At 53.4% G+C, this 13,177-nt stretch carries 13 protein-coding genes; all 13 read left to right on the top strand.

What is annotated here, in order from left to right; all coding sequences use genetic code 11:
• Positions 1–18: 18 nt before the first annotated feature.
• The 13 genes from C3F13_08970 to C3F13_08910 all read left to right on the top strand — a co-directional run bounded on the left by C3F13_08970 (position 19) and on the right by C3F13_08910 (position 13,098).
• Complete coding sequence (locus C3F13_08970) at positions 19–390, top strand: NADH-quinone oxidoreductase subunit A (protein PWB53534.1); 372 nt, start codon at positions 19–21, stop codon at positions 388–390.
• Entirely contained in the window at positions 381–863 is a 483-nt protein-coding gene (locus C3F13_08965) for an NADH-quinone oxidoreductase subunit B (GenBank protein PWB53533.1), read from the top strand. Before C3F13_08970 ends, C3F13_08965 begins: the two co-directional genes overlap by 10 nt.
• Positions 864–949: 86 nt before the next feature.
• Positions 950–1,405 (top strand): NADH-quinone oxidoreductase subunit C, encoded by a 456-nt coding sequence (locus C3F13_08960; protein ID PWB53621.1) that lies wholly within the window; start codon positions 950–952, stop codon positions 1,403–1,405.
• A 2-nt stretch (positions 1,406–1,407) separates the two neighbouring features.
• Entirely contained in the window at positions 1,408–2,640 is a 1,233-nt protein-coding gene (locus C3F13_08955; GenBank protein ID PWB53532.1) for an NADH-quinone oxidoreductase subunit D, read from the top strand.
• Entirely contained in the window at positions 2,637–3,137 is a 501-nt protein-coding gene (locus tag C3F13_08950; protein ID PWB53531.1) for a hypothetical protein, read from the top strand. Before C3F13_08955 ends, C3F13_08950 begins: the two co-directional genes overlap by 4 nt.
• A 5-nt stretch (positions 3,138–3,142) precedes the next feature.
• Positions 3,143–4,402, top strand: a complete 1,260-nt coding sequence (locus C3F13_08945; protein ID PWB53530.1) for an NADH-quinone oxidoreductase subunit NuoF — start codon at positions 3,143–3,145, stop codon at positions 4,400–4,402.
• Positions 4,403–4,408: 6 nt separating this feature from the next.
• Positions 4,409–6,934 (top strand): NADH dehydrogenase (quinone) subunit G, encoded by a 2,526-nt coding sequence (nuoG, locus tag C3F13_08940; GenBank protein PWB53529.1) that lies wholly within the window; start codon positions 4,409–4,411, stop codon positions 6,932–6,934.
• 48 nt (positions 6,935–6,982) lie between these two features.
• Complete coding sequence (locus C3F13_08935) at positions 6,983–8,005, top strand: NADH-quinone oxidoreductase subunit NuoH (protein PWB53528.1); 1,023 nt, start codon at positions 6,983–6,985, stop codon at positions 8,003–8,005.
• Between the two features lie 4 nt (positions 8,006–8,009).
• On the top strand, positions 8,010–8,516 hold the full coding sequence (locus C3F13_08930; protein ID PWB53527.1) for an NADH-quinone oxidoreductase subunit NuoI: 507 nt from the start codon (positions 8,010–8,012) through the stop codon (positions 8,514–8,516).
• A gap of 27 nt (positions 8,517–8,543) precedes the next feature.
• Positions 8,544–9,047 (top strand): NADH-quinone oxidoreductase subunit J, encoded by a 504-nt coding sequence (locus C3F13_08925; protein PWB53620.1) that lies wholly within the window; start codon positions 8,544–8,546, stop codon positions 9,045–9,047.
• A gap of 12 nt (positions 9,048–9,059) precedes the next feature.
• Complete coding sequence (locus C3F13_08920; GenBank protein ID PWB53526.1) at positions 9,060–9,362, top strand: NADH-quinone oxidoreductase subunit NuoK; 303 nt, start codon at positions 9,060–9,062, stop codon at positions 9,360–9,362.
• A 21-nt stretch (positions 9,363–9,383) separates the two neighbouring features.
• Positions 9,384–11,543: an NADH-quinone oxidoreductase subunit L gene (locus C3F13_08915; GenBank protein ID PWB53525.1), complete on the top strand. Its 2,160-nt coding sequence runs from the start codon at positions 9,384–9,386 to the stop codon at positions 11,541–11,543.
• 52 nt (positions 11,544–11,595) lie between these two features.
• Positions 11,596–13,098: an NADH-quinone oxidoreductase subunit M gene (locus C3F13_08910; GenBank protein ID PWB53524.1), complete on the top strand. Its 1,503-nt coding sequence runs from the start codon at positions 11,596–11,598 to the stop codon at positions 13,096–13,098.
• The last annotated feature ends 79 nt before the right edge of the window (positions 13,099–13,177 follow it).

Raw genomic sequence — 13,177 nt, 5'->3', positions numbered from 1 at the left:
CTTGACTGCTGAGGTAAAATGCTGGCTTCCTATATCCCTGTCGCTGTCATTGTCATCCTTTCTATCCTATTCGCCTTCCTGATCATCGCTTTAGGCATGCTGTTCGGTCCCAGGCGAAAAACGGCGCGCAAGTTAATGCCATATGAATCGGGTATGACCCCCATTGGCCCGGGCACCCGCCGGGTACCAGTGCGTTTTTACCTGGTAGCAGTCCTCTTCATCCTCTTCGATATTGAAATCATTTTTATCATCCCTTGGGCAGTGATCCTAAAACAATTCGTTCAGGCCGGTTCAGGTGTATTCGCTCTGGTGGAGATGGTTATCTTTGTTGTTATTTTGATGATCGGCCTTTTTTACGCCTGGAAGAAAGGAGCACTGGAATGGGAATAGAGCAAAAAGCTGGTAACTTTGGTGTGGTCACAGTCGGCCTTGAACAAGCGGTTGACTGGGCGCGCATCAATGCCATGTGGCCGATGCTTTTTGGTTTGGCATGCTGCGCGATCGAGATGATGAGCGCCCAGGCTTCGCACTATGACATGAGCCGCTTTGGAATGGAGCTGATGCGCGCCAGCCCCAGGCAATCGGACCTGATGATTGTCGCCGGGAGGGTTGCCCGTAAGATGGCGCCGGTGCTGCGACGTTTATATGACCAGCTTCCCGATCCCAAGTGGGTGATCTCCATGGGCGACTGTGCTTCGTGCAGTGGAGTTTTTAATAATTACGCCTTGCTCCAGGGAGTGGATGAAGTGGTACCAGTCGATGTGTATGTGGCTGGCTGCCCGCCACGCCCTGAAGCCTTAATTCACGGGGTAATCACCTTGTACGAAAAAGTTAAAGGCGAAAAGCTTGGTTCGTGGGTTTAATCGGGTGAAATAATATGTCAGAAGAGCATCTGAGGAAAACGATTAGAACCATCAAGGAACGGTTCGGGCTAACAGAGTCGGATATCATGAGCTATCCGCCTACTTTGATCGCCCAGCCGGAACAGATTGTGGAGATCAGTCAGGCTCTCCGGGATGAATATAAATTCAACCTCTTGTGTGAGCTGACTGCAGTGGATTATTGGCCGGAGGAAGAGCCGCGTTTCAACATGCTCTATGGCTACTATTCGATCTCTGAGAACTCGCGCATGGCGATCAGAGTACCGTTGAATGGCGACCACCCAACCATTCAAACCATATCCGGTGTATATCCGGGGGCAAACTGGCATGAACGTGAAGTGTGGGATATGTTCGGGATCAAGTTTGAGAACCACCCCGACCTTCGCCGGGTATTGATGCCCTACGACTGGGAAGGGCACCCTCTCCGCAAGGATTACCCCCTGGGTTATGAAGAACCTCAGTTTACCTTTAATTATGATGAAATAGATAAGCGGAAGCACCATGGCCGCTACGAAGAGGCCTAGCGATGACGGAACAGCCACTGGAATACGATTTTCCTGAATTGAAGCATCTTGTTTCCGAACGCGCCCTCAAAGGTGAGACTGTTTTATTGAACATGGGCCCCCAGCACCCCAGCACACATGGTGTGCTGCGCTTGCTGCTTGAGCTGGACGGTGAGGTCATTGTGAACTGCATCCCGGATGTTGGCTTCCTGCACACCGGGATCGAGAAGAACATGGAAGCCAAGCGTTGGGAGCTAGCCGAAGTGATGACCGACCGGACTGATTATCTCAATAACACCGGTAATAACCTGGCCTACTGCCTGGCCATCGAGAAGCTGGCTGATCTGGACGTCCCACCCCGTGCACAGGCGGTGCGCGTCATTCTGGCTGAGCTGGAACGCATCTCCAACCACCTGGTGTGGCTGGGGACGCAGGCGCTCGACCTGGCTGCCCAATCCATGTTTCTCTATTGCTTTCGCGAGCGCGAATCCATCCTCGATATCAAGGAATTGTGTTCAGGCCAGCGCATGATGACCACCTTCTTCAGGCCGGGTGGGCTGTGGCGCGATATTCCGGCTGAATTTGAGATCGCGGTTCGCCGCTTTCTACGCATGTTCCCTGGCCGCATCAAACAGTATGAAGCGTTGCTCACCAAGAACCCAATCTTCACTGACCGGACCAAGAAAATCGGTCGGATCAGCGCCGATCAAGCAATATCCTTGTCCCTGACTGGTCCTGTGCTGAGAGGATCAGGTGTGGCTTATGATGTGCGCAAAGCCCAGCCTTATTCAGGGTACGAGCAGTACGATTTTGTCATCCCAACCGGTACCCATGGTGATGTCTATGACCGGTACCTGGTGCGCATTGAAGAAATGCGCCAATCCTTGCGTATCATCCAGCAAGCCCTGGATAAACTGCCTCTCGGTCCGTTCCGCTCGAACAACCGCAAGTACGTACCTCCACCCCGGGCTGAACTGGGCACCAGCATGGAGGCAGTCATCCACCACTTTAAATTATGGACCGAAGGATTTAAGGTGCCTAAGGGTGCGACATACTTGCCAGTTGAATCACCAAAAGGTGAATTAGGCTACTACCTGGAAAGCAACGGGGGCAATCAACCTTACCGAATACACATGCGCACACCGTCCTTCCTGGGCATCCAGGCCCTTCCAGTTCTGGCCAAAGGCCACCTGGTCGCTGATCTGGTCGCCATCATTGGCAGCGTTGATATTGTTTTGGGAGATTGTGACCGGTGAATCCATTCCTCGAAAAACATCCCGACGAAATCCAGGCAATCCTGGCGAAATATCCTGCCGACGAGCTGGGTAAACGTTCAGCAGTCATGCCTCTGATGTATCTCGCCCAGCTGGATAACGGTTACGTGACCAAGGATGCGATCCTGCAGATCGCTGAAATATGTGAGATGAGCACCACGGAAGTTGCCTCCATAATCGGCTTTTATACACTTTATTACGATCAACCGACCGGGAAATATCATGTCCAGGTCTGTACTGACCTGCCCTGTGCCTTGCGCGGGGCTGATCAATTTCTTGAAAAATTATGTGAAAACCTGGGGATCAAGGTTGGCGAAACTACGCCAGATGGAAAGGTGAAGGTCGAAGCGGTCATGTGCCTGGCGGGGTGTGATAAGGCCCCCATGTTCCAGGTACAGGGCCCACAGGGAATTGAATACCATGAGAACCAGACGGTTGAGAGTGCACTCGACGTGATCAGCAAGCTGAGGGAGGCTTGACAGCCATGGCAGAACATATCCTCCTCCGTCACCGTGTCATCCCCGGCCTGGACCAGATCGATACCTACCGCCAGAACGAGGGTTTTATCGCCTTACGTAAGGCAGTCACCAGCATGGACCCCGATGACGTCACCAACGAAGTCAAGGCTTCCGGCTTGCGGGGCAGGGGTGGGGCAGGTTTCCCTACGGGGTTGAAGTGGTCATTTATTGATGGGAACAACTGGCCACATTATGTTGTTGCCAATGCCGATGAATCGGAACCGGGTACATTTAAAGATCGCGAGATACTGGAAGGTAATCCCTACCAGTTCCTGGAAGGGGTGGCGATTTGCTGCTATGCGGTGAAAGCTAACCACGGTTATATTTACCTCAGGGGTGAATTTTGGCCTATCGCCCAAAAGCTGGATCAATGCATCAGGGAGATGGAAGCGGCAGGATTCCTGGGCGATAAGTTGTTTGGCACCAACATATCGCTTCACCTGCACACTCACCTGGGGGCAGGAGCCTACATTTGTGGGGAAGAGTCGGCCATGCTCGAATCGATCGAGGGCAAGCTTGGCCAGCCCCGCTTGCGCCCGCCATTCCCTCCGGCGGTGGGCTTATACAACAAGCCAACCATCGTCAATAACGTTGAAACCCTGACCAATGTGCCTTTCATAATTAACCGTGGCGCAACCTGGTATCGCACCATCGGCACCGAGAAAAGCCCGGGCCCGAAAATCTTCAGCCTGTCCGGCTGTGTCAACCGGCCCGGAAATTATGAGCTTCCACTCGGCACCAGCTTTCGCGAGCTGATCATGGACCATGGGCGCGGTATCCCCGGCGGGCATAAGATCAAGGCCATCATGGCGGCTGGCGCCTCCTCCTCATTGATTGTTGCCAATGATGAGGCCTTGAACACGTTGATGGACTACGAAAGTGTCCCCAAGCTTGGGGCACAGCTGGGTTCGGCTTCGGTTATTGTCATCGATGATTCGGTTGATATCCCCTGGCTGATTAACAAGACCATCCACTTTTTTGCTCATGAATCGTGCGGCAAGTGTACACCCTGCCGGGAAGGCACGTACTGGATGAGGCACCTTACCGAACGGATCAGCACGGGTGAAGCCACAAAGAATGATGTTGAGCTGTTGCACGAGGTTGCCAGTCAAATGAAAGGTAAATGCCTGTGTGCCTTGGGTGAGTTCTCCATTGAAGCCCCCATCTCAGGCATTGAACGCTTCCCAGCAGATTTTGAAGCTGCCACCGCCAAATCCAATGCATAGGATTTAATGGTCGATATGCCTACGAAAAAAATGGTTAGCCTGACAATTGATGGAAAGCCAGTGAGCGTGCCGGAAGGCACCCTGATCGTGAACGCCGCCAAGCAGGTTGGCATCGATATTCCGGTGTTCTGTTACCATCCCAAGATGGAGCCAGTGGGCATGTGCCGCCAGTGTCTGGTGGAAGTGGGCCGCCCGCTGATCGACCGTGCCACGGGGAACCCTCTGTTGGAAGCAGATGGCTCACCAAAGATTCAATTTGGCGCCAAGCTTGAGACGGCTTGTTCAACCCCCGTATCCGAAGGGATGGTGGTCCATGGGACGACCCCCAACGCTGTCCGAGGGCGCCGGGATATCCTGGAGTTCCTGCTTACTTCGCACCCACTGGATTGCCCGATATGTGATAAGGGTGGCGAGTGCCCCCTGCAAAATCTAACCTTGCGCCATGGTCCTGGCACCTCCCGATTTACTTATGACGAAAAATGCCACCTGGCTAAGAAGTTCCCTCTGGGTGAGTTGATCTTGCTGGACCGTGAACGTTGCATCCAGTGCGGCCGCTGCGTGCGTTTTCAGAGCATCATTGCCGATGATCCGGTGCTTTCATTCACCAATCGCGGGCGCAGCATGCAGATCTTCACCAATTCTGATCCAGGCTTCGACTCCTATTTCTCCGGGAACACAACCGATATCTGTCCGGTGGGTGCATTGACCACGCGCGACTTTCGCTTTGAAGCCCGACCCTGGGAGATGTGCATGACGTCGTCCATCTGCCCGCACTGCCCGGTGGGCTGCAACCTGGCCATCAACGAGCGCCGCGAGGCCCGCTCCAGGGGCGATATCATGATCAAGCGCATCATGCCCCGCCAGAATGAATCCGTAAATGAGTTGTGGATATGCGATAAAGGTCGCTTCGGCTATCACTACGCGGAGAGCAGGGAGCGCCTGGCCAGGCCGCTGGTTCGCCGGGAGGGCGAGCTGGTGGAGATTGGCTGGGACGAAGTTCTCAGCTATGTGGCTGAGAATTTCAAGCACGCCGGTAAAAGCCTGTTGACCCTCGCCAGCGGACGCCTCTCCAATGAAGACTTGTTCAACCTGAAAGAGCTGACTTCCGGTCTGGGTGGGACCTCAGCGCTGTACACCCACATGGCGGGTGGCGACCTGGTCTCTCAGCTTGGGGTGGCTAAAGGCAGCAACCTGTCTGATCTCGGCAAAGGCTCAGTGATCCTGGTTGTTGCGTCAGACCTTGAAGAAGAAGCGCCTGTCTGGTGGCTGCGAGTGAAGCAGGCTGCTGAACGTGGCGCAACCTTGATCGTCGCCAACCCACGACCTACCAAGCTTGAACGATATGCCAGCCAGGTGGTGCGCTACAACTATAGCGCTGAAGCCAATATCGTGTTGGGTATGGTCAACAGCTTATCTACCAGGCAAAACGTTTCGAAAGAAACCAAGGCACCCAAGGTGAGCCAGGCTGGAAGTGTAGTGAAAACTGCTGCCGAGGCAATTTCTGCCGCAGAGAACCTGGTCATCTTCTATGGCAGTGAGGGGCTCGGCCTGGAAGGCTCACAAGCCCTCGCACAAGCCTGCGCCAACCTGCTGATCACCACAAACCACGTCCGCAAGGTGAACAATGGCTTGATCGCCGTCTGGTCACGCGGTAATGACCAGGGAGCCTGGGAAGTTGGTTTCCGCCCAACACCTGACCTCATGGCAGCAATCAAGCAATCCGAATCGATTTATATTGCAGGGGCTGACCCGGCTGCGGATGATCCTGCGCTGGCTGAGGCCCTGAAAGATGCCGAATTTGTTGTTGTACAGGACCTGTTCATGACTGAGACTGCCCGATTGGCAGATGTCATCCTGCCAGCCCAACCGTGGACGGAACGGGAAGGCACCTTCACCAGTGGTGAACGCAGGGTACAGCGCTTTTACCCGGGCGTGCCTCGCGGTGAGTATATGGCAGATTACGCTATCACTGCAAGCATTGGAAAGCTGGCAGGGGTAGACCTGGAAACGATCCCGTTACGCATTTTCAACCGCCTGGCAGCCAAGGTTCCGGATTATAAAGGCCTTAATTATCGCCTGCTCGCAGAAGTAACTGAGCAATGGCCGATCGTCGGCCGCGGTGAAATGTATTACGGCGGCACCCTGTATGCCAACGAACAGGGTTTAGGGGTGCAGTTATCCCTGCCATCGCAAACGCCGGCATTGACCTGGCTGGAGATGCCCGAAACGAAAATCCCTGAGGGCAGTGTCCTTGGGGTGCCGGTCACGATCCTGTACGACCAGGGCCAAACGATTTATCGTAGTAAACTGTTGCACCAACGCACGCCTGAGGCACACCTGGTAATGAATCCAGCGGATGCCATACGGTTTAATATTTCCGAAAGAACCACCGTGCACTTCACCATGGATGGACGCCAGTATAGCGCAGAGCTGCGTACGAATGACGAAATTCCTGCCGGTGTTGCCCTGGTTCCACGCAGCCTTGGTTTGCCGGTCAATTCACCAGCGGCGATTGAGTTCGTTAGTAAGTAATTTTGTTTGATTAAAGGCTCGACGAATGCTTAGCAGAACGAGGTTTGCATGACAGCTGCCTTACTCATAGAATATATCATCAAATCCGTGCTTATCCTGCTGGTTATGACGGCTGGCTTTGCTTATGTCACCTATTATGAACGCAAAGCACTGGCGCGCATGCAAACCCGCATCGGACCCAACCGTGCTGGGCCTTGGGGATTATTCCAGCCTGTCGCCGATGGCATTAAACTGATCTTCAAAGAAGAATTCATCCCTGCGAAGGCCGATAAACTGCTGTTCTTGCTGGCTCCTGTGATCACCGTCATCCCTGCCCTGATCATCACTGCAGTGGTACCCTGGGGACCGACGATCGAGGTATTGGGCAGGCAGATCAACCTTTACCTGGCAAACGTGAATGTGGCCATTCTCTACCTAGGTGCGGTCGCTTCCATCGCCGTGTACGGGATTGTGCTGGCGGGCTGGTCATCGAACAACAAGTATGCCATGATGGGCGGATTGCGCTCAACTGCCCAGATGATCTCGTACGAGCTGGCACTTGGCTTATCGTTCGTGTCGGTCACCTTGCTGGCTGGCTCGATGAGCCTGGTGGATATCGTTAACGCCCAGGGTACAAATGGCATCCTGGGTTGGATCGTGTGGAACCTCTCCCAACCTCTGGGGTTCGTCCTGTTTATGATTGCTGGCCTGGCGGAGACTAACCGGGCTCCATTCGATCTACCTGAAGCAGAACACGAGCTGACTGCAGGGTACCACACTGAATATTCAGGCATGAAATTCGCCATGTTCTATATGGCTGAATACATCAAGATCATTGCCATCAGCATGATCGCAGCCACGCTCTTCCTGGGAGGCTATTTGGGTCCATTCATCAACCAGTTACCCTGGTTGGGACCAATCTACTTATTTATCAAGACTTTGATCGTGATCTTTGTTTTCATCTGGATACGGGCAACCTGGCCACGCTTCAGGTACGACCGATTGATGGCTTTTGGTTGGAAAGTATTGCTCCCACTGGGATTCCTCAACGTATTTATTGCCGCAGTCGTCACTGTGTTGAGGGGAGGTTAGTGGCATGTTCATTGTTGAATTAGCTCGTGGATTGTGGGTCATCCTGCGCTCGATGTTCGAGAAGCCGGTGACTTACCAGTATCCTGAAGTCAAACGCCCAGTGCATGCCCGTTTCAAAGGCCGGCATAACCTGCATCGTTATGAGAACGGATTGGAAAAATGCATCGGTTGTGCGTTGTGCGCAGCTGCCTGCCCATCCGATGCGATTTTTGTGGAATCGGCGGAAAATACCGATGAGGTACGCTATTCACCGGGTGAGCGTTATGCCAGCACGTACGAGATCAACATGCTACGCTGCATCTTCTGCGGTTACTGTGAAGATGCCTGCCCAACCGAAGCGATCGTGTTGGGCGATAATTACGAGCTCTCCTTCTATGACCGGCGCTCTGCCATCTACACCAAGGAAATGCTGATCATGCCCGTGCCTGAAGCGGGGAAACCCACTCCCCAGAAAGTTGAGCCAGGTAAATTCACCCGCTCAATACCCGTGATGGAAAATCCTAAGGATTGACCTCTAGAGATAAATAAGATTATGACCATACAACTGCTCCTCTTCCTTGTGTTAGCCCTGGTCGCCATTGCATCAGCCCTGGGGATGCTCATCAGCCGCAACGCGATCTATTCTGCGCTTTTCCTAGTGCTGAACTTTGCCACAGTAGCGGTGTACTTCTTACTGCTGAATGCCCCATTTATCGCCGTTGCCCAGGTGAGCGTGTACACGGGGGCCATTATGGTTCTGTTCTTGTTTGTGATTATGCTCCTGGGAGCAGAGAGGGCCGGCTCAGTACAGGCTATTCAATGGCAGCGCCCCCTGGCGATTGCGCTGGCTGTAATCCTCTTTTTAGAAGCAGGCTATATCATCTTCACCCAGAGGGGTGTGACACCGCTGGTGACCACACCGCTGCCCGAGGGATTTGGCAGCCCCTCCCAGGTGGGCACGAGTTTATACACCAGCTACCTGCTGCCGTTTGAGATCACTTCGGTCTTACTGCTGGTTGCCATGGTGGGGGCCATCATCCTCACCAAGGGTGAAAAGAAATAACGGAAGGTGCACATGCTACCTGTTCATTACTACCTTGGTCTTTCAGTAATTTTGTTCATTATCGGTACGCTTGGTGTGCTTATCCGTCGCAACGCCATCGTCGTTTTCATGTCAATCGAGCTGATGCTAAATGCTGCAAATCTGGCATTCGTTGCTTATGCATTGTACTGGCAGTCGATGAATGGTCAAATTTTCGTCTTCTTCATCATGACGGTGGCTGCAGCTGAAGTAGCCATCGGCCTGGCTTTGATCGTGACCATCTTCCGCACCAAGGCCAGCATCGATGTGGATCAGATCAGCACATTGAAGGGTTAATCTGGTAGACGGAGAGACACCATGGGATTGAGTGAAACATTGAATGCAGGGCAGTTCTTTTACCTGGTACCATTCGTAGTCTTTTTCCCGGTAATTGGTTTGCTGATCAACCTGTTCCTGGGTAAATGGTTCGGGGAAAAAGGCATTGGGACGATCGCCTGTTTGGCTTCAGGGGCGTCGTTTATCATTGCAGTCCTGTTGGGCATCGCCCTACTTGGGCAACCGGAAGGGATGACCCTGCCTTACCTGAACTGGATCAAAATCGGCAGCCTGCAGCTCGATTGGGCTTTCCGGGTGGATACCCTCTCGGTCACCATGATGCTGGTGGTAGGCGGGGTGGGCACGCTGATCCATATTTACGCCGTCGGTTACATGCACGATGATGTGCGTCACAACGGTGACCCTGGGCGCTTCCGCCGCTTCTTTGTGTACTTCAACCTGTTCATCGCAGCCATGATGATCCTGGTCAGTGCCAGTAACTACATGATGCTGTTTATCGGCTGGGAAGGCGTAGGGTTGTGCTCATACCTGCTGATCAGCTTCTGGTATGACAAGGGCAAGGATGGGATTGGCAATGCCCTGGCAGGCAAGAAAGCTTTCATAGTCAACCGTATTGGTGATTTTGGCTTCCTGATCGCAGCCTTCCTGATGTTCAAGTATTTCCAGCCCCTGGCTCCAGGCGGAGTCTTCACGTTTGATTTCCAGATGGTAGCTGAGCTTGCTCCACAAGTACCGGCCACGATCATTATCGCCATCACCTTGTTCCTGCTACTCGGAGTGACCGGCAAATCTGCCCAGCTCCCCCTTTACGTCTGGTTGCCGGATGCCATGGCAGGCCCAACCCCTGTGTCTGCACTGATCCATGCCGCAACCATGGTCACAGCCGGTGTGTACTTGATCACCCGGTCACATGCCATGTACTCACTTGTCCCTGTTGCGCAGAACTGGGTGGCAATTGTCGGTGGGGTGACTGCCCTGTTCGCTGCGACCATTGCTGTGGGCCAGTTCGATATCAAGAAAGTGCTGGCATATTCCACAATCAGCCAGCTGGGCTTTATGGTGGCTGCGGTGGGCATGGGGGCTTATGTGGCTGGGATGTTCCACCTGGTCATGCATGCCTTCTTCAAAGCCCTGCTCTTCCTTTCCGCTGGCTCGGTCATCCAGGGCGTCGAACGCGGTGAGCACCATGTGATGCATGACCCAACCCTACGCAAGCGCATGAAGCATGAGGCGCACTTCGACCCACAAGACATGCGTAATATGGGTGGCCTGCGTACCAAGATGAAAACCACCTTTTGGGTGTATCTGATCGGTTCACTGGCTTTAGCGGGCATCGTGCCACTGGCAGGTTTCTGGTCAAAGGATGAGATCCTTACGGAAGCCAACGCGTTGAACCCGGTTGTGTTATGGTTACTGGTGATCGCTGCATTTTTCACTGCGTTTTATATGGGTCGCCAGGTATTCATGGTGTTTTTCGGTGAGCCACGCACGGAACCGAGCGCACATGCGGTGGAAAGCAAAGCGATCATCACCATCCCGTTAATCATCCTGGCCTTGTTATCCCTCACCGGTGGTTTTCTAAATTTCCCCACCTTACACACCTTTACCACCTGGCTGGATCATATCTTCAAGGCTGTTGTGGAAGGCGGTGCAGCGGGGGAGGCTGAGGCGGTGGGCTTTAATTTCATGATTGCCATCGGCTCCACCGTGATCGCTGTCGGGGGTATCCTGCTGGCATGGTACCTGTATATGCGTCGTGCCCGCCAGAGTGAGCATCTGCCCTTGAATCAACGACCCGATGACCCGTTGCGATCCATGCTTGGCCCGGTCTTCACCCTCCTGGAGAATAAATACTGGGTGGACGAGCTGTATGGATATGTCATCGTGAAGCCCTACCAATGGCTCTCCCACTTCCTGGCTGAGAAGGTGGATTGGGATTTCTGGCACGATTTTGTCCACGATAAGATCCTGGTGGGTGCCTACAATGGCATTACGCGCATCCTTGCCGGACCAATAGACCTGGGCATCATCGATGGCTTCGCCAATTTCCTGGGAGATGGTTTCAAAGAACTGGCAGCCCAGATGCGCAAGCTGCAGTCGGGTTTCGTACGGAATTATGCTCTTTCCATCTTTATCGGTGTGATTTTTATCATCGGCTACTTGATCTTGCGTTTGGGATAGACCGGGGTTACTGTGTAACCTTAGAATGCTACTTTGCTACCGAGGAACAGATATGAACTTAGTACTCCACCCGCTCATACTTACCACCTTCCTGCCCCTGGTAGGCATTTTGGTGATCCTTTTCCTAAAACCCGAATGGAAAAATGCCATACGGTGGGTCGCCCTGCTTACCTCAACTGCGACATTTGCCATATCCGTGGTGATGCTGACTTACTTCCAAGTTGGCAACCCGGATATCCAGATGGAAATTAACACACCCTGGTTCAATTTTGCCAACTGGACCATTTACTTCCACCTGGGTGTGGATGGCTTGAGCATCTTGCTGGTCGTGCTCACCACCTTGCTGACCCCACTCTCTATCCTATCCACCTGGACGGCCATTGAAGATCGGGTCAAGGAATTCATGATCTTCTTCCTGCTGCTTGAGGTGGGTATGGTGGGCGTTTTCGTGTCTCTTGACCTCTTCCTGTTCTACATCTTCTGGGAGTTCACCCTGATCCCGATGTATTTCATCATTGGCATGTGGGGTGGACCGCGTCGCATGTACGCAGCCTTGAAGTTCTTCTTGTACACCATGGCCGGCTCCGTTCTCATGCTGCTGGCTATCCTGTGGCTGGGGATCAACCAGGGCACCTTCTCGGTGACCGAGCTGATCGCCCGTGGTGGTATCCCGGCGAATATTCAATTCTGGTTGTTCATTGCCTTTGGGGCCGCGTTTGCCATCAAAGTGCCTATGTGGCCGTTACACTCCTGGTTGCCCGATGCCCATGTGGAAGCCCCGACGGCTGGCTCGGTAATCCTGGCAGGTGTCTTGCTGAAGCTTGGTACCTACGGTTTTGTGCGCTTTAACCTTTCCATGTTCCCGAATGCGGCGGTCAAACTGGCCCCGTGGGTCGCCGGCCTGGCAGTAATCGGTATCCTATACGGGGCTGCTGTCTCCTATGCTCAAAAAGATGCCAAGAAACTGGTGGCTTATTCCTCGGTGAGTCACCTCGGTTTCGTGATGCTGGGCTTGTTCGCCCTGAATGCACAGGGCATCCAGGGTGGTATCCTGCAGATGGTCAACCACGGATTGAGCACGGGTGCATTGTTCCTTGTCGTCGGCATGATCTATGAGCGCCGCCACACGCGCGAGATGGATGCCTTTGGAGGGCTTTGGAAGGTCATGCCGATCTACGGTGCCCTGACAATGATTGTCACATTATCCTCAATGGGCCTCCCGGGTCTGAATGGCTTCGTCGGTGAATTCACCATTCTCCTGGGTGCCTTTGGCTCGGCGTACATATCCCCCTGGTTTGCCGGGATTGCCGCAGCCGGTGTCATCCTGGCAGCCATCTACCTTCTGTTCATGTTTCAGAAATTATTCCTCGGGCAGCTTGACAAGGAAGACAACAAGCTTCTCAAGGATATCAACTGGCGTGAGATTGTCACCCTGGTGCCCCTGCTGATCCTGTTCTTCTGGATCGGGCTATACCCCAAGTTTTTCTTCAATATCATGGCTCCGGCTGTCGATAAACTCGTCACCATCATCCAGACTGCCTCAGTCATTCCATGATGTTAAGTGCTATGACACTTGTCGTTTGTAAAGGTTTTGGTAATGGTTACTTTCTTAAGTGCACATGGTTGGTAGGAGA

It is taken from the genome of Anaerolineales bacterium (genome assembly GCA_003105035.1).
GTDB lineage: Bacteria > Chloroflexota > Anaerolineae > Anaerolineales > UBA4823 > FEB-25.
Note: the sequence above shows the minus strand (reverse complement) of the source record. Positions and strands in the feature narration are given on the sequence as shown.